The organism is Pseudomonas sp. HN11 (assembly GCF_021390155.1).
GTDB lineage: Bacteria > Pseudomonadota > Gammaproteobacteria > Pseudomonadales > Pseudomonadaceae > Aquipseudomonas.
Genome location: NZ_CP089985.1, coordinates 5,165,154 through 5,181,211 on the forward strand (window position 1 = coordinate 5,165,154; position 16,058 = coordinate 5,181,211).

At 57.7% G+C, this 16,058-nt stretch carries 15 protein-coding genes, 1 tRNA gene and 3 pseudogenes; 4 read left to right on the top strand and 15 right to left on the bottom strand.

Annotation, left to right across the window (positions count from 1 at the left end; all coding sequences use genetic code 11):
* Window positions 1-38: 38 nt before the first annotated feature.
* From hscB to trmJ, 7 genes are all read right to left on the bottom strand, one after another.
* Complete coding sequence (gene hscB / locus LVW35_RS23625; RefSeq protein ID WP_233892264.1) at window positions 39-560, bottom strand: co-chaperone HscB; 522 nt, start codon at window positions 558-560, stop codon at window positions 39-41.
* 8 nt (window positions 561-568) lie between these two features.
* The gene (gene iscA, locus LVW35_RS23630) at window positions 569-892 is read right to left on the bottom strand and encodes an iron-sulfur cluster assembly protein IscA (RefSeq protein ID WP_003175963.1); all 324 of its coding nucleotides are present in this window, start codon (window positions 890-892) and stop codon (window positions 569-571) included.
* Between the two features lie 28 nt (window positions 893-920).
* Window positions 921-1,307, bottom strand: a complete 387-nt coding sequence (gene iscU / locus LVW35_RS23635) for a Fe-S cluster assembly scaffold IscU (protein ID WP_010207899.1) — start codon at window positions 1,305-1,307, stop codon at window positions 921-923.
* Window positions 1,308-1,406: 99 nt separating this feature from the next.
* Window positions 1,407-2,621 carry an IscS subfamily cysteine desulfurase gene (locus LVW35_RS23640; protein ID WP_233892265.1) on the bottom strand — a complete coding sequence of 405 codons (1,215 nt, stop codon included), beginning with the start codon at window positions 2,619-2,621 and terminating at the stop codon, window positions 1,407-1,409.
* Window positions 2,622-2,671: 50 nt separating this feature from the next.
* Window positions 2,672-3,163, bottom strand: coding sequence for a Fe-S cluster assembly transcriptional regulator IscR (gene iscR / locus LVW35_RS23645; RefSeq protein WP_003194020.1), 492 nt, complete (start codon window positions 3,161-3,163; stop codon window positions 2,672-2,674).
* Window positions 3,164-3,464: 301 nt separating this feature from the next.
* Window positions 3,465-4,247 (bottom strand): serine O-acetyltransferase, encoded by a 783-nt coding sequence (cysE, locus tag LVW35_RS23650; RefSeq protein ID WP_233892266.1) that lies wholly within the window; start codon window positions 4,245-4,247, stop codon window positions 3,465-3,467.
* Window positions 4,248-4,249: 2 nt separating this feature from the next.
* The gene (gene trmJ, locus LVW35_RS23655) at window positions 4,250-5,020 is read right to left on the bottom strand and encodes a tRNA (cytosine(32)/uridine(32)-2'-O)-methyltransferase TrmJ (RefSeq protein ID WP_233892267.1); all 771 of its coding nucleotides are present in this window, start codon (window positions 5,018-5,020) and stop codon (window positions 4,250-4,252) included.
* Between the two features lie 145 nt (window positions 5,021-5,165).
* On the opposite strand from trmJ, the gene suhB reads away from it, so the two are divergent.
* Complete coding sequence (gene suhB / locus LVW35_RS23660) at window positions 5,166-5,981, top strand: type III secretion system regulator SuhB (RefSeq protein WP_003175971.1); 816 nt, start codon at window positions 5,166-5,168, stop codon at window positions 5,979-5,981.
* 59 nt (window positions 5,982-6,040) lie between these two features.
* Here the strand turns inward: suhB and LVW35_RS23665 are convergent, their stop codons facing one another.
* From LVW35_RS23665 to queA, 6 genes are all read right to left on the bottom strand, one after another.
* The gene (locus LVW35_RS23665) at window positions 6,041-6,583 is read right to left on the bottom strand and encodes a glycine zipper 2TM domain-containing protein (protein WP_010207894.1); all 543 of its coding nucleotides are present in this window, start codon (window positions 6,581-6,583) and stop codon (window positions 6,041-6,043) included.
* Window positions 6,584-6,707: 124 nt separating this feature from the next.
* A complete protein-coding gene (gene secF, locus LVW35_RS23670) occupies window positions 6,708-7,622 on the bottom strand; it encodes a protein translocase subunit SecF (protein ID WP_233892268.1) in 915 nt (304 codons plus the stop codon).
* Window positions 7,623-7,631: 9 nt separating this feature from the next.
* A complete protein-coding gene (gene secD / locus LVW35_RS23675; protein WP_233892269.1) occupies window positions 7,632-9,500 on the bottom strand; it encodes a protein translocase subunit SecD in 1,869 nt (622 codons plus the stop codon).
* Between the two features lie 62 nt (window positions 9,501-9,562).
* Window positions 9,563-9,901 carry a preprotein translocase subunit YajC gene (gene yajC / locus LVW35_RS23680; protein WP_003175975.1) on the bottom strand — a complete coding sequence of 113 codons (339 nt, stop codon included), beginning with the start codon at window positions 9,899-9,901 and terminating at the stop codon, window positions 9,563-9,565.
* A gap of 43 nt (window positions 9,902-9,944) precedes the next feature.
* The gene (tgt, locus tag LVW35_RS23685; protein WP_233896542.1) at window positions 9,945-11,060 is read right to left on the bottom strand and encodes a tRNA guanosine(34) transglycosylase Tgt; all 1,116 of its coding nucleotides are present in this window, start codon (window positions 11,058-11,060) and stop codon (window positions 9,945-9,947) included.
* Window positions 11,061-11,065: 5 nt separating this feature from the next.
* Window positions 11,066-12,115 (bottom strand): tRNA preQ1(34) S-adenosylmethionine ribosyltransferase-isomerase QueA, encoded by a 1,050-nt coding sequence (queA, locus tag LVW35_RS23690; protein ID WP_233892270.1) that lies wholly within the window; start codon window positions 12,113-12,115, stop codon window positions 11,066-11,068.
* A gap of 108 nt (window positions 12,116-12,223) precedes the next feature.
* Between queA and LVW35_RS23695 the strand changes: the two genes are divergently transcribed.
* Window positions 12,224-12,308, top strand: a tRNA-Leu gene (locus tag LVW35_RS23695).
* A gap of 166 nt (window positions 12,309-12,474) precedes the next feature.
* Here LVW35_RS23695 and LVW35_RS23700 read toward each other — a convergent pair.
* Window positions 12,475-12,782: pseudogene (locus LVW35_RS23700) on the bottom strand (DUF3077 domain-containing protein).
* A 405-nt stretch (window positions 12,783-13,187) separates the two neighbouring features.
* A pseudogene (locus LVW35_RS23705) lies at window positions 13,188-13,576 on the bottom strand (IS5/IS1182 family transposase); the annotation flags it as partial.
* 86 nt (window positions 13,577-13,662) lie between these two features.
* On the opposite strand from LVW35_RS23705, the pseudogene LVW35_RS23710 reads away from it, so the two are divergent.
* Together LVW35_RS23710 and LVW35_RS23715 are read left to right on the top strand one after the other, a co-directional pair.
* Window positions 13,663-14,824, top strand: a pseudogene (locus tag LVW35_RS23710) (IS3 family transposase).
* Between the two features lie 132 nt (window positions 14,825-14,956).
* The gene (locus LVW35_RS23715) at window positions 14,957-15,706 is read left to right on the top strand and encodes a hypothetical protein (protein ID WP_233892271.1); all 750 of its coding nucleotides are present in this window, start codon (window positions 14,957-14,959) and stop codon (window positions 15,704-15,706) included.
* Window positions 15,707-16,058 lie beyond the last annotated feature (352 nt).

A 16,058-nucleotide genomic window follows, 5' to 3' on the forward strand; every position in this document is an offset into this window, starting at 1 on the left:
TCTGTCTATCAGGCGTGCATCACGGGCAGCACACTGGGTTAATCGTCGAGGCGCTCTTCTAGCTGGCGCACTTCGTAGGTGAGCTTGTCGAGGAACTGCATGCGCCGCATCAGGCGTTCAGCCTGCTCACGTTGCGCCGCATCATCCCAACAGGCTGCGAAGCTTTCGTTGAGCTCGTCCTGGGCCGTTTTCAGACGACGCTTGAAGACTGCGACGCCAGCCAGATCGGCTTCGTCCTGCAAGTCTTCGAGCTCCTCGCGCCAATGCATCTGCTGCATCAGAAAGTCCGGGTCGTGAACCGTAACTTCCAGCGGCAACTCCCCACCGTTCATCGCGAGTAGGTAACGCGCGCGCTTCGGAGGGTTTTTGAGGGTCTGATAGGCTTCGTTGAGGCTGGCCGAACGCTCCAAGGCCAGGCGTTGCTCACGCTCGGAAGCGTCAGCGAAGCGGTCCGGATGCACGCCACGCGCCAATTCTCGGTAGCGCGTGGCAAGCTGCTCAAGGTCCAGGCGAAAACTCGGCTGCAGCTCGAATAAAGCGAAATGACAAGGAGTACCCACGAATAGCCTCAGATGTTGAAGCTTTCGCCGCAGCCACATTCACCGCGCACGTTGGGGTTGTTGAACTTGAAGCCTTCGTTCAACCCTTCCTTGACGAAATCGAGTTCGGTGCCGTCCAGGTAGGTCAGGCTTTTAGGGTCAATGATCACTTTCTCGCCGTGACTTTCGAACACCTGGTCTTCCGCCACCACCTCGTCGACAAACTCCAGCACGTAGGCAAGGCCGGAACAGCCTGTAGTGCGAACACCCAGACGAATCCCCTCACCTTTCCCGCGCCCATTCAGGGAGCGGCGAATGTGCTGCGCAGCCGCTTCTGTCATGCTGATAGCCATCGTTGACTCCTTACTCGTCGCCAAATGCTTAGATCAAGCCTTTCTTCTGCTTGTAGTCGCGAACAGCCGCCTTGATGGCGTCTTCTGCGAGTACCGAACAGTGGATTTTCACGGGCGGCAGGGCCAGTTCTTCGGCCAGCTGGGTGTTGCTGATAGTGACAGCCTCATCCAGGGTCTTGCCTTTCATCCATTCGGTTGCCAGGGAGCTGGAGGCGATGGCCGAACCGCAGCCGTAGGTCTTGAACTTGGCGTCTTCGATGACGCCGTTGTCGTTGACCTTGATCTGCAGGCGCATTACATCGCCGCACGCCGGGGCGCCGACCATGCCGGTGCCGACATCCGGGTCTTCCGCGTCCATCTTGCCGACGTTACGCGGGTTTTCGTAGTGGTCGATGACCTTTTCGCTGTAAGCCATGGTACTGAATCCTCACTCATCAGGGCCGCTCTGGAACCCTGTAGAAACGCCTGCGTTTTCCGCCACGTTCCTACAGAGCTTGGGTGGCGGCTTCTATAGTTAGTGTGCCGCCCACTCGATCTTGGAAATATCGACACCGTCTTTGTACATGTCCCACAGCGGCGACAGAACGCGCAGCTTGTTGACGGCTTCGCAGACTTTCTGCGCGGCGTAGTCGACTTGTTCTTCGGTGGTAAAGCGGCCGAACGTAAAGCGGATCGAGCTGTGTGCCAGTTCGTCGTTGCGGCCCAAGGCGCGCAGTACGTACGAAGGCTCAAGGGACGCCGAGGTGCAGGCCGAACCGGACGAAACGGCCAGGTCCTTGAGCGCCATGATCAGCGACTCGCCCTCAACATAGTTGAAGCTCAAATTCAGGTTGTGCGGTACACGGGCGGTCATGCTGCCGTTGATGTACAGCTCTTCAAGGTTCTCGACCTGCTTGTAGAAGCGATCGCTGAGTGCCTTGATACGGATGTTCTCGGCAGCCATGTCTTCCTTGGCTACGCGGAAGGCTTCGCCCATGCCGACGATCTGGTGGGTCGCCAGGGTGCCCGAACGCATGCCGCGCTCGTGACCGCCGCCGTGCATGGTGGCTTCGATGCGCACGCGTGGCTTGCGGCTCACGTACAGAGCGCCGATGCCTTTAGGGCCGTAGGTCTTGTGGGCGGAGAACGACATCAGGTCGACTTTCAGCTTCGACAGGTCGATATCGACCTTGCCGGTGGACTGAGCAGCGTCGACGTGCAGCAGAATGCCTTTCGAGCGGGTCAGTTCGCCGATGGCCTCGATGTCGTTGATGGTGCCGATTTCATTGTTCACGTGGATCACGGAAACCAGGATGGTGTCTTCACGCAGCGCGGCTTCAATCATGGCCGGGGTGACGATACCGTCGGTGGTGGGCTCGAGGTAGGTAACCTCGAAACCTTCACGCTCCAGTTGGCGCATGGTGTCGAGGACAGCCTTGTGCTCAATCTTGGTGGTGATCAGGTGCTTGCCCTTGGTCGCGTAGAAATGCGCCGCGCCCTTGATTGCCAGGTTGTCGGACTCGGTGGCACCGGAGGTCCAGACGATTTCCCGTGGATCGGCGTTGACCAGGTCGGCGACTTGGCGACGAGCGTTCTCGACCGCTTCCTCGGCTTTCCAGCCGAATACGTGGGAACGGGAGGCCGGGTTGCCGAAGTTTCCGTCAACCAGCAGGCATTCGCTCATCTTTTGCGCGACACGCGGATCAACCGGGGTGGTCGCTGAATAATCAAGGTAAATCGGCAATTTCATGGACTTTCTCCTAAATCAGGCTGGCTGGCGTGCCGTTAGCTCTTCGGCTGTTACTCGACGGCGGACGCTTCGATCTTGTCCAGACGCGGCGCCTTGGTGTTGCAACGGCGCTGGTCCTGACGCTGGGCTACTTCTTGCACCTCACGGCGAGTCACAAGATCAGCCAAGCTGATACCACTCAAAAACTCGTGGATCTGCAGGCTCAAGTCACACCACAGGTGGTGTGTCAGGCAGGTGTCGCCGGCGTGGCAGTCACCCAGGCCCTGGCATTTGGTGGCGTCGACGGATTCGTTGACCGCGTCGATCACCTGGGCTACCTGGATACCCTGCATGTCGCGGGACAACTGATAGCCACCACCTGGCCCACGCACACTGGAAACCAGGTTGCTACGGCGCAGCTTGGCGAACAGTTGCTCGAGATAGGACAGGGAAATGCCTTGGCGCTCGGAGATATCGGCCAGGGACACCGGCCCAGTTTGCGCGTGCAAAGCCAGGTCGAGCATGGCAGTCACCGCGTATCGGCCTTTTGTAGTCAGTCTCATGGACAAGTACCAAGGTGTTTCAGAATGTGGGCAAGTATGCGATTCCCGAGTATTTAAGTCAACTATAAGACCCACTACTTTAGTCAGGATTACCCGTAAAAAGGGCGCGCGAATCATAGCAGGATGGGGTGGGGACGAACAGCAGGAACAAGCCCAACGCCCGATCTCAAGACTAACGGAGATCAATGTGGGAGTGGGCTTGCTCTCGAAAGCGGTGATTCAGTCGATATATTTGGTGACTGACATGCCGTATTCGCGAGCAAGCCCGCTCCCACAGGGATTTTGCAGTGAGCCTTAGGCTTTAGCTCGCCTTGGTGGCGGTTTCATCCTTGATTTCGGCGAAGTCTTCTTCGCGCAGCTCTGGTAGATCCTTCGCACAGTAGGGGCTGCCCAAGTCCTTCAGCGCGCCACACATACCGTCCAACTTGCCATCTACTGCCTGCAGGTGATCCAGCAACTGGCCGATTGCTCGCGCCACCGGATCAGGCATGTCTTCGCTGACGCCATAGGCATCGAAGCCGATTTTCTCGGCCATGGCCTTGCGCTTGGCTTCTTGCTCGTCGCCGACTTCCGGCTTGACGATGATCCGGCCAGGAATACCGACAACCGTTGCGCCCGGCGGCACAGCCTTGGTCACCACCGCGTTGGAGCCGACCTTGGCGCCAGCGCCGACCGTGAACGGACCGAGTACCTTGGCGCCCGCCCCTACCACCACGCCATCACCCAGTGTCGGGTGACGCTTGCCTTTGTTCCAGCTGGTGCCACCCAAGGTCACGCCTTGATAGAGCGTCACGTCATCGCCGATCTCGGCAGTCTCGCCAATCACGATACCCATGCCATGGTCGATGAAGAAGCGGCGGCCCACCTTAGCACCTGGATGAATCTCGATCCCGGTCAACCAACGACCGAAGTTCGACACCAGCCGCGCCAGCCATTTCCAGCCCATACCCCACAAGGCGCCGGACAGGCGATGGATCCAGATCGCATGCATGCCCGGGTAGCAGGTCAGCACTTCAAAGGCGTTGCGCGCCGCCGGGTCACGGTGGAAAACACTCTGGATATCTTCTCGCAAACGCTCGAACATTTTTAATCCTTCCGCTTAAGAAGCTCGCCACGGGCCGCTTTCTGGGTTTCCGTGAGGATGCCACGCAATATATTCATTTCTGCCCGGCTGACCGCGCTGCGTCCGTAAAGGCGACGCAGGCGCGCCATCAAGTGCCGTGGTTTTTCCGGATCGAGGAATTCGATGGCCACCAAGGTTTGCTCCAGGTGCTCATAAAACCGTTCCAGCTCGTCCATGGTGGCCAGTTCGCCACTTTTGGTCGAGGCTACCTCGTCCTTCTCCACTTTGCTTGGCTGACCTTGTGCAGCCAGCCAGGCCATGCGCACTTCGTAGGTCAACACCTGCACCGCGGCCCCGAGGTTCAGCGAGCTGAACTCGGGGTCTGATGGGATGTGCACGTGGTAATGACATCGCTGCAGCTCTTCATTGGTCAGGCCGGAGTCTTCACGACCAAACACCAAGGCGATTTCAGCGCCGCCGGCGGCCTCTTCCACCACTTTAGTGCTGCATTCGCGCGGATCCAGCAGCGGCCAGGGGATGCGACGGTCGCGGGCGCTGGTACCGAGCACCAGGTTGCAGCCGACCAAGGCGTCTTCCAAAGTAGCGACGACCTGGGCTTTTTCAAGGAGGTCATTGGCGCCGGACGCGCGGGCATCGGCCTCGTGGTGCGGGAACACGCGCGGGTCGACCAGCACCAGGCGCGTCAGCCCCATGTTTTTCATGGCTCGCGCCACCCCACCGATGTTGCCGGGATGACTGGTATTGACCAAGACGACACGAATGTTTTGCAGCAAGGGAGGCGCTCTCGGACACGGGAAAGGGGAGCAAATCTTACAGAACAGCCTAAGGTTATGCCATGAAAGCTAACGTCGTCCTTCACCTGAAGAAAGTTTCTGCTAAACTGCTCGGCTTTCTTTAACAACCTTAGGTGACCTATCCATGCAGCCCATGCTGAATATCGCGCTGCGCGCCGCCCGCAGCGCCAGTGAATTGATCTTCCGCTCCATCGAGCGCCTGGATACCATCAAGGTCGACGAAAAAGACGCCAAGGATTATGTATCCGAGGTGGATCGCGCCGCCGAACAGAAAATCATCGACGCTCTGCGCAAGGCCTACCCTACCCACGGCATTCTCGGCGAAGAAACCGGCCTGCATAAAGGCAGTGGCGAAGGCGAAGATTACCTGTGGATCATCGACCCACTGGATGGCACCACCAACTTCCTGCGTGGCATCCCGCACTTTGCCGTGAGCATCGCGTGCAAATACCGTGGTCGCCTGGAACACGCCGTGGTTCTGGACCCAGTCCGTCAGGAAGAATTCACCGCCAGCCGTGGCCGTGGTGCTCAACTGAATGGTCGCCGCCTGCGCGTCAGCGGTCGCACCAGCCTGGACGGCGCCCTGCTGGGTACCGGCTTCCCGTTTCGTGATGACCAGATGGATAACCTGGAAAACTACCTGGGCATGTTCCGCGCCCTGGTTGGCCAGACTGCCGGCATCCGTCGCGCGGGTGCTGCGAGCCTGGACCTGGCTTATGTGGCTGCCGGTCGTTTCGATGCGTTCTGGGAGTCAGGCCTGTCCGAGTGGGACATGGCTGCAGGGGCGCTGCTGATCCAGGAAGCGGGCGGCTTGGTAAGCGATTTCACCGGCGGTCACGACTTCCTTGAGAAAGGCCACGTGGTTGCCGGCAACACCAAATGCTTCAAGGCAGTCCTGACGGCGATCCAGCCTCACTTGCCGGCCTCGCTGAAGCGTTAAGCGAGCGAGCACAAAAAAAGCACCCCTCGGGGGTGCTTTTTTTATGCCTGTAGAACCGGTTACTGCTGGTTCTGGCCCAGGATCAGTCGACCTTCTTTGTCGACTGGAATCTGGCTGCCAGGGTCGCGCTCCATACGCACGGAGCCTTCCTTACCGTCCAGGTTGTAACGCACGTCATACCCGACAACCTTGTCACTGATGTCGTTGACGGTGTTACAGCGGGTTTGCGTGGTGGTGTAGGTATCGCGGTTCTGCATGCCTTCCTGAACCTTGTTACCGGCATAACCACCACCGACCGCACCGGCCACCGTGGCCAGCTTCTTACCGTTACCACCACCGATCTGGTTGCCCAGCAAGCCACCCGCCAGGGCACCTACGACCGTACCGGCGATTTGATGCTGATCCTGCACTGGACGCTGCCGAGTCACGGTGACGTCCTTGCAAACCTCGCGTGGAGTTTTGATCTGGGTTTTCACCGGCTGCACTGCCAGCACTTGCGCATACTCAGGGCCGCTTTTTACCAGGCTGTAGGTGGCAACAGCACCCCCGGCAGTCACACCGACAGCACCCAATACCGCACCAACCAGTAACGACTTGTTCACGTTGAACCTCCTGACCATCACAAGCGGACTGAAACGTCCGCGCTATACCCAGCCTTGGAGCAAAAAAAAAGGCGCGAGTTCAATACTCGCGCCTTTCTTGTAACAGCGGATCGACAAACACCCCTCAAGGGCGGTCGTCGACCTCCTTGCCCGTCGCCGCAGGAGGGATCAGGTCTTCGCTGTTGAGGTTCAGCCAGATCAGCACCACGTTGGCGATATAGATCGACGAGTAGGTGCCCGCCAGAACGCCGATGAACAGCGCCAGGGAGAAGCCCCACAGGTTGTCGCCACCGAAGATCATCAGTGCTGCAATCGCCAGCAAAGTGGAGATCGACGTGGCCATGGTCCGCAGCAGGGTTTGGGTGGTGGAAATGTTGATGTTCTCGATCAACGATGCCTTGCGCAGCACACGGAAGTTCTCGCGAACCCGGTCGAATACCACGATGGTGTCGTTGAGGGAGTAACCAATGATTGCCAGCACCGCCGCCAGCACGGTCAGATCGAAAGTAATCTGGAAATACGCCAGGATACCCACGGTCACGATCACGTCGTGGATCAGCGACACAATGGCGCCGACACCAAACTTCCACTGAAAGCGGAACGCCAGGTAGATCATGATGCCGACCAGTGCCATCAGCATGCCGAGGCCGCCTTGGTCACGCAGCTCCTCACCTACTTGCGGACCTACGAACTCGACGCGCTTGACCGACGCCGGGTTGTCGCCACCGACTTTCTGCAAGGCGTCGGCTACCTGGTGACCCAGCTGCGGGTCTTCGCCCGGCATACGCACGAGCAGATCGGTGGTGGCACCGAAGCTCTGCACCACGGCTTCGTGGTAACCGGCCTTGACCAGCTCGCCACGCACCAGGGTAACGTCGGCCGGTTTCTCATAGGTCAGCTCGATAAGCGTACCGCCGGTGAAGTCCAGACCGTAGTTCAGACCCTTATGGAACCAGCTGAACAACGCCAGAACGGTAAGGAGCACAGTGACGCCGAACGCAATGTTGCGAACGCCCATGAAGTTGATTGTACGTAACATGGCAGCCCCTTAAATCCACAACTTCTTGAAGTCACGCCCGCCATAGATCAGGTTGACCATTGCGCGGGTCACCATGATGGCCGTGAACATCGAGGTAAAGATACCGAGGGACATGGTCACCGCAAAGCCCTTGACCGGGCCCGTACCCATGGCAAAGAGAATCCCACCCACCAGCAAAGTGGTCAGGTTGGAGTCGAGAATCGCGGTAAATGCCCGGCCGAAGCCTTCGTTGATTGCACGTTGTACGGTCATGCCATTGGCGATCTCTTCACGAATCCGCGAGAAGATCAGCACGTTGGCGTCTACCGCCATCCCCATGGTCAGCACGATACCGGCGATACCTGGCAAGGTCAGCGTAGCACCCAGCAGCGACATCAGCGCCAGCAGCATGACCATGTTGCCCGCCAGCGCCACAGTGGCAATGACGCCGAAGAAACGGTAGATGGCAATGATGAACAGCGATACGAACAGCATGCCCCACAAGGCTGCGTCGACACCCTTGGTGATGTTGTCGGCACCCAGGCTCGGGCCAATGGTACGCTCTTCAGCGAAGTACATCGGAGCAGCCAAACCACCGGCACGCAACAGCAGCGCCAGTTCCGAGGATTCGCCCTGGCCGTTCAGGCCAGTGATGCGGAATTGAGCACCCAGCGGCGACTGGATGGTCGCCAGGCTGATGATTTTCTTCTCTTCCTTGAAAGTCTGTACCGGCACGTCTTTCTCGACGCCGTTGATCATCTGCTTGGTGTAGGTGGTCACCGGGCGTTGCTCGATGAAGATTACCGCCATGCTGCGACCGACGTTGCTGCGCGTGGCGCGGCTCATCAGTTCGCCGCCGTGTCCATCCAGGCGGATGTTCACTTCAGGCGTACCGTGCTCGCCGAAACCAGCCTTGGCATCCGTTACCTGATCACCCGTGATGATCAAGCCACGCTCGATCAACGCAGGAGGACGGTTACCTTCGCGGAATTCGAACTCTTCGGAAGTCGCACGGGTAGCACCCGGTTCAGCCGCGAGGCGGAATTCCAGGTTGGCGGTTTTACCCAGGATACGCTTGGCTTCAGCGGTGTCCTGCACGCCCGGCAGTTCTACCACGATACGGTTGGCACCCTGGCGCTGAACGATCGGCTCTGCTACACCCAGCTCGTTGACGCGGTTACGTACCGTGGTCAAGTTCTGCTTGATGGAGTATTCGCGGATTTCCGCGATTTTGGCCGGACTCATGGCCAGACGCAGTACAGCCTGGCCATTGAGGTCAGCCGGTACGATGTCGAAATCGTTGAAGTTCTTGCGGATCAGCGCACGGGCCTGCTCGCGGGAAGCTTCGTCAGAGAAGCCCAGCTGGATGGCACCGTTGAGCTGCGGCAGGCTGCGATAACGCAGGCGCTCTTTACGCAGCAGGCTCTTCACGTCGCCTTCGTAGACTTTCAGGCGAGCGTCGAGGGCTTTGTCCATGTCGACTTCCAGCAGGAAGTGCACACCACCGGACAAGTCCAGACCCAGCTTCATCGGGTGCGCGCCAATGCTGCGCAGCCATTTTGGCGTGGTCTGTGCCAGGTTGAGCGCGACAACGTAGTCGTCACCCAAGGCCTTGCGTACGACGTCTTTGGCCGGCAATTGGTCTTCTTGCTTGGTCAGGCGCAACAAGCCGCCTTTCGCATCAGCCGCCAATGTTGCCGCTTTGACCTGGATACCCGCGTCAACGAGCGCTTTGCTCGCGCGTTCCAGATCAGCCTGATTGACCTGCAGCGAAGTGCTGGCGCCAGTGATCTGGATCGCCGGGTCGTCAGGATAAAGATTGGGAGCGGAATAAATAAAACCGATCGCCAGCACCGCCAGGATCAGTACGTATTTCCACAGAGGGTATTTGTTCAGCATCACGCCGCCCGCTTATAACGCGGGGCGCCTTGCGCGCCCCGTCGATTGGTAAAGGTTGTTACTCAGATCGCTTTGAGCGTGCCTTTTGGCAGCGTGGCGGCGATGGCGCCCTTCTGGAACTTCATTTCTACGGTGTCGGAGACTTCCAGCACCACGAAAGCATCGGACACCTTGGTGATCTTGCCGGCGATACCGCCGGTGGTCACAACTTCGTCACCTTTTTGCAGGCTGCCGAGCAGGTTCTTCTGCTCTTTGGCGCGCTTGGCCTGTGGACGCCAGATCATCAAGTAGAAGATGACCAGGAAGCCGACCAGGAAAATCCACTCGAAACCACCGCCCATAGGACCGGCAGCGGCAGGCGCAGCGGCATCCGCCATGGCGTTAGAGATAAAAAAGCTCATTTAGCACTCCAGTTGCAAATAGTGAATCTTAGGGTCGGAAAACTCAGTCCAAGGGCGGCACAGGGAGCCCGCGCTTGGCATAGAAGGCATCGACGAAGGCGGCCAATGTACCCTGTTGAATAGCCTCGCGCAAACCAGCCATCAGGACTTGGTAGTGACGCAAATTGTGGATGGTATTCAACATGCTACCCAGCATTTCCCCGCACTTGTCCAGATGGTGCAGATAAGCACGAGAGAAGTTCTGGCAGGTGTAGCAATCACAGGTGGGATCCAGCGGCGAATCATCATGGCGATGGAACGCGTTACGGATCTTCAGCACGCCTGTATCGATGAACAGATGCCCATTGCGGGCATTACGGGTTGGCATCACGCAATCGAACATGTCCACACCGCGGCGCACACCCTCTACGAGATCTTCCGGTTTGCCAACGCCCATAAGGTAACGAGGTTTGTCAGCCGGCATCAGGCCTGGCAGGTAATCCAGCACCTTGATCATCTCGTGCTTGGGCTCGCCCACCGACAAACCGCCGATGGCCAGGCCGTCAAAACCGATCTTGTCGAGACCTTCCAGCGAGCGCTTGCGCAGGCTTTCGTGCATGCCGCCCTGGACGATACCGAACAGCGCGGCCGTGTTTTCGCCGTGGGCATTCTTCGAACGCTGGGCCCAACGCAGGGACAACTCCATGGAAATCCGCGCAACGTCTTCGTCAGCCGGGTACGGCGTGCACTCATCGAAAATCATCACGATGTCGGAGCCCAGGTCGCGCTGCACCTGCATCGACTCTTCCGGGCCCATGAACACTTTGGAACCGTCCACCGGCGAGGCGAAGGTCACGCCCTCCTCCTTGATCTTGCGCATGGCGCCCAGGCTGAACACCTGGAAACCACCCGAATCGGTGAGGATCGGGCCTTGCCACTTCATGAAGTCATGCAGGTCGCCATGCTTCTTGATCACCTCCGTGCCCGGGCGCAGCCACAGGTGGAAGGTGTTGCCGAGGATGATCTCGGCGCCGGTGGCGACGATGTCGCGCGGCAGCATGCCCTTGACGGTGCCGTAGGTGCCGACCGGCATGAAGGCCGGGGTCTCGACGGTGCCACGCGGGAAGGTCAGGCGACCGCGACGGGCTTTACCGTCGGTGGCGAGCAATTCAAACGACATACGACTCATAGTTGTTCCTCTGGGCCGCGTGGCGCCGGGTTACGGGTGATAAACATCGCATCACCGTAGCTGAAAAAACGGTACCCATTATCGATCGCGGCTTGATAAGCAGCCATGGTCTCGGGATAACCGGCAAATGCCGACACCAGCATCAACAGCGTGGATTCCGGCAAATGGAAGTTGGTGACCAGGCAATCGACCACATGGAACGGTCGGCCTGGGTAAATAAAGATATCGGTGTCGCCACTGAACGGCTTGAGCACGCCATCACGCGCCGCACTCTCCAGCGAGCGTACGCTGGTGGTGCCCACCGCGATCACCCGCCCGCCGCGTGCCTTGCACGCTTGAACCGCGTCCACCACGTCCTGGCTGACCTCCAGCCACTCGCTGTGCATATGGTGGTCTTCGATCTTGTCCACACGAACCGGCTGAAACGTCCCGGCCCCCACGTGCAGGGTCACATAAGCGGTCTCGACGCCCTTGGCAGCAATCGCATCCAGCAGCGGCTGGTCGAAATGCAGCCCGGCAGTCGGTGCGGCGACGGCACCCAGACGCTGGGAGTACACCGTCTGATAGCGCTCGCGGTCCGAGTCTTCGTCGGGACGGTCTATATAAGGAGGCAACGGCATATGGCCGACACGCTCCAGCAACGGCAACACCTCTTCGGCGAACTTGAGTTCGAACAGCGCATCATGACGCGCCACCATCTCGGCTTCGCCACCACCATCGATCAGGATGGAAGAACCCGGTTTCGGCGACTTGCTGGAGCGCACATGGACCAGCACACGATGGCTGTCCAGCACCCGCTCCACCAGAATTTCCAGCTTGCCGCCGGAAGCTTTCTGGCCAAACAGCCGTGCCGGAATCACCCGGGTATTGTTGAACACCATCAGATCGCCTGGGCGCAAATGCTCAAGCAAATCAGTGAATTGACGGTGTGCGAGGGCACCGCTCACCCCGTCCAGGGTCAGCAGTCGACTGGCGCGACGCTCGGCCAACGGGTGGCGAGCGATCAGCGAATCAGGGAGCTCAAAAGTAAAGTCAGCAACGCGCATGATGGGGTTCGTCTAGCAGGGCCGGGAAGTCTAGCGGAAATAGTGAAAATTGACCATGAAACGTGATTGACCAACGGTAATCTCATCTCTATACTTCGCCGCCATTGAGCCCTGATGGCGGAATTGGTAGACGCGGCGGATTCAAAATCCGTTTTCGAAAGGAGTGGGAGTTCGAGTCTCCCTCGGGGCACCATCTTAAAAAAAGACCTTGAAATTCAAGGTCTTTTTTTTCGCCTGTAGAAAAGTGGATGGCCCGCTGATTCCTCGCTCACCGCCCACTACCAGCCTGAAACACAATCCAAATGTGGGAGCTGGCTTGCCTGCGAAGACGCCAGCCCAAACACCCTCAAACGACCTGCCTACACTCCCGCCGAATCATCCTCCTCCATCACCCCATTCGACAACATCCCATTCGCCAAATCATCCACCACCGCCTTCGCCATTTCCCCCAAATAATGCGCCGCCCAGGCAAAACGATCCGCGCCCGTATCCATCGCTGCATCCAATGCCAGCATTTTTGAACAGTGGAGAAGCTCGGAAGCATGCTCCAGGGCATCACGGATAGGCACGCCGGAATTGACGCGGAATAGGCGGTGGAGGTTGGGCTGTTTGCCGCAGGTGGAAAGGTGATGACGCCGAGGGTTTTGTTGAGGGGTGGGTTGATCATTGGGCACCTCCCAGGTGGGTGGAGGTACAGAGTGGGAAATTGCGAGGGTACGACCTGTCAGAAACGCTCATGGCTTTAGCTCCTAATGTCGAGAAGCTGCCACATTCGTTATCAGGCGAAAGGGTGGCAGCTGTGCGCAGGCTGATAAACCGGGACAATAGGAACCCGGCAGGCCCGAAGGCCTCCCGCGCACAGCCGCCATAACACGGATGTGCGGACGCAAAAAAAGCGTCGGCATGGTGCTGGAGACGCTTGAGCGCCTATTGTTCCACGGGTTATCAGGCCCGGTCACTGAATTTGCAGTGACGGTGGGAAAGTAGCTCAGAAGCGTGTGGTTCTAAAAGCTGGGATCTGTGGCGAGAAGTTTCCGATAGACAGGCTGAGGGTATCAATTCAAACAAAATCGTAAGCGGTGTCGCCGATGAGGCGCTCCGGCTTGATGTCGAACTGCGCTTCGACCCGATCGATCATCGTTTTGGTGCTCTCGACTTCTGCGGTTCGATGAGCCGGTGTGGACTCCACATCCATGATCACGCCGTGCTCGGTATCGATCAGATAATTCGTGGAGTAAGCGTAGAAAGCAGGGCCGCCTGGAGCAGCCGTCGGCGGGCCTGAGGATCCGTCAGCGACAGGCGTTTCGGTAGCGTTTCTGCCAAAGCCTCCTCATCGAGGCCTTCAAGGTACTCACGCACGGCGCGAGTGCTCAGGGCTGGATCGCTCCAGTTGATCTGTTCATCACCCGGTACGCCGCGCTGCCGACTCGCATCCGCCTTGATGATGCTGGCGTCCACGGCAATCGACCAGAAGCGGTCATTCTGTAGTGGTCTAATGAAACCAGACACCCATTTAGGCGAGAATGCTCGCTAGATCGAGGTGTCAGATGACCAAACAACGCCGTTCCTTTACTCCTGAATTCAAGCGCGAGGCTGCCGACCTCGTGCTCAAACAAAACTACAGCTACATCGAAGCCAGCCGTTCACTCGGCATTGGTGAGTCGGCATTGCGTCGCTGGGTTGACCAGATTCAGAAAGAACATAAAGGCATCACCCCGCAAAGCAAGGCACTGACTTCGGAACAGCAAAAAATTCAGGAACTGGAAGCCCGGATTGCTCGGCTTGAACGAGAGAAATCCATACTAAAAAAGGCTACCGCGCTCTTGATGTCGGAAGATCACGAGCGTTCGCGCTGATTGACCAGTTGAGCGCACATGAGCCGGTTGATTGGCTGTGCAAGGTGTTTGACGTCACTCGCTCGTGTTACTACGCCCAGCGCCTGCGGCGCCGCACGCCCAATGTTGAACGGCTTCGATTGCGTAGTCGCGTCAGTGAGCTGTTCTCGCAAAGTCGCAGCTCTGCGGGCAGTCGCAGCATCCTGTCGCTGATGCGTGAAGACGGTGAGCAACTCGGTCGATTCAAAGTGCGTAGCTTGATGCGCGAGCTTGATTTAGTCAGCAAACAACCCGGCTCCCATGCCTACAAACGAGCAACAGTAGAAAGACTGGATATCCCGAACACATTGAACCGCGAGTTCGACGTGCCAGCGCCCAATCAAGTCTGGTGCGGCGATATCACCTACATTTGGGCGCAAGGAAAGTGGCATTACCTGGCAGTCGTCCTGGATCTTTATACGCGTCGGGTCGTGGGCTGGGCACTGTCGGAAAAGCCAGACGCTGAGCTGGTGATCAAGGCGCTGGATATAGCTTACGAGCAGCGTGGCAGGCCTTCGGATCTGCTATTCCACTCGGACCAGGGATCGCAATATGCAAGCCGACTCTTTCGCCAGCGGTTGTGGCGATACCGCATGCGCCAGAGCATGAGTCGACGAGGAAACTGCTGGGATAACGCATCGATGGAGCGCGTATTTCGCAGCTTGAAAACAGAATGGATACCGACCGTGGGCTATCGAACTGCGCAGGAAGCACAGCGCGACATCAGCCATTTCTTGATGCGTCGCTACAACTGGATTAGGCCTCATCATTCAACGATGGGTTGGCTCCAGCGCGGGCCGAGGAAAAACTTAACGTCGTGTCCGGGATTAGTTGACACTACATTCGGCAGAAAAGGAAACTTTCAAGAAGCGACCCACTGCTGACCTTAAGAACAAAGTTTCATGGACAGTTAAAGTAAGTATGCGGACTAAAAACTTAGAGGTTTCCCAACCAGATAAGGGGAAGAATGGACGTCGACTCTGAAACTGAAGATAAGAAGAGCCCCACATGGAACATCGGATTGACGGGGGAACTCGTCACTGCGGTATTCGGCGCGGCGCAGTGGAAGAAGGCGCACCCTAGCGTAAGGTCCATGACGGACAGGCCTGAGTTCTGCCGCTACCACTACCACGAAGCCTTGGACATGATGAGTGCATATATCGAATCCAAACTGAAGGAGACAGGCTTGTGGGGTGTCTACGAGGACTACGATGAGTTTAGTTACCTAATGCTGAAGATCAGGGCGAATATCACTGCCTTCGTCCAGAGTTTGCACGCCGTGGCGGATACTTGTTCTCACATGCTCTATTACTCTCTGGCGCTGGATAGACTCCCAACTCCCTTGAAGGAACGAGACATTTATGCCAACAAAGTCCTCAAGCTCTTGGAGCAGCAACGTGATGACGGATATCCCGAGTACGGCAAGCTCTGTAAATTGTTCCGCGAGATTACAACTGCCGATGACTACAAGTACCTTAATGCCCTGACTAATACTTCAAAGCACCGCAGCATCGTCCGCTCAGAACTTAACGAGGATGCCACCGGCAGGCGGGAAGAAAAGTGGATTCTGTTCTTGGAATCGTTTTGGTACGCAGGAGAGTTTTTTGAAAAAACCAACGCTCGCGAGTTCATGCGGAAAGAGCATGACCGTATTCAGCATCTGACCGTAAACATTGGTGTGGAACTAAACGATGTCTTGAAGAAGCTCCAACCTTGACGCCCACAATCCAGGCCATTGAAAAAATTCGGTAAAAAGTCTATACGACAGCGGCCGTATGCCCACCATGACTGTATGACCGAAGCCATTCCGAAGCCGTCATTGAAGAAAAAATACTAACCGGCTGCTTCTCGCCGATAGCCACCTTGAGGAAACAGCGTTAATCGCTGCGCGCGTTTCCCAATTCAGCCTCCCACGCTGCGACCTACGCGATAACCTCCTGATCCACACCGATATGCGGGGTTGCGTGACTGCAACAGTCGCGCTGGTATAAGGCAGTAAAGATTAACGTTAGGATGACCCTATCAACCGGCAAGCCAGAATGCAAAATCAATGGCAAAATCCCCCACAG

What these genes read in the sequence shown, in the direction of transcription:
- iscA (WP_003175963.1), bottom strand. Translation starts at nt 892, where the DNA reads ATGGCTATCAGCATGACAGAAGCGGCTGCGCAGCACATTCGCCGCTCC.
- iscU (WP_010207899.1), bottom strand. Translation starts at nt 1,307, where the DNA reads ATGGCTTACAGCGAAAAGGTCATCGACCACTACGAAAACCCGCGTAAC.
- LVW35_RS23640 (WP_233892265.1), bottom strand. Translation starts at nt 2,621, where the DNA reads ATGAAATTGCCGATTTACCTTGATTATTCAGCGACCACCCCGGTTGAT.
- iscR (WP_003194020.1), bottom strand. Translation starts at nt 3,163, where the DNA reads ATGAGACTGACTACAAAAGGCCGATACGCGGTGACTGCCATGCTCGAC.
- cysE (WP_233892266.1), bottom strand. Translation starts at nt 4,247, where the DNA reads ATGTTCGAGCGTTTGCGAGAAGATATCCAGAGTGTTTTCCACCGTGAC.
- suhB (WP_003175971.1), top strand. Translation starts at nt 5,166, where the DNA reads ATGCAGCCCATGCTGAATATCGCGCTGCGCGCCGCCCGCAGCGCCAGT.
- secF (WP_233892268.1), bottom strand. Translation starts at nt 7,622, where the DNA reads ATGTTACGTACAATCAACTTCATGGGCGTTCGCAACATTGCGTTCGGC.
- secD (WP_233892269.1), bottom strand. Translation starts at nt 9,500, where the DNA reads ATGCTGAACAAATACCCTCTGTGGAAATACGTACTGATCCTGGCGGTG.
- yajC (WP_003175975.1), bottom strand. Translation starts at nt 9,901, where the DNA reads ATGAGCTTTTTTATCTCTAACGCCATGGCGGATGCCGCTGCGCCTGCC.
- tgt (WP_233896542.1), bottom strand. Translation starts at nt 11,060, where the DNA reads ATGTCGTTTGAATTGCTCGCCACCGACGGTAAAGCCCGTCGCGGTCGC.
- queA (WP_233892270.1), bottom strand. Translation starts at nt 12,115, where the DNA reads ATGCGCGTTGCTGACTTTACTTTTGAGCTCCCTGATTCGCTGATCGCT.
- LVW35_RS23715 (WP_233892271.1), top strand. Translation starts at nt 14,957, where the DNA reads ATGGACGTCGACTCTGAAACTGAAGATAAGAAGAGCCCCACATGGAAC.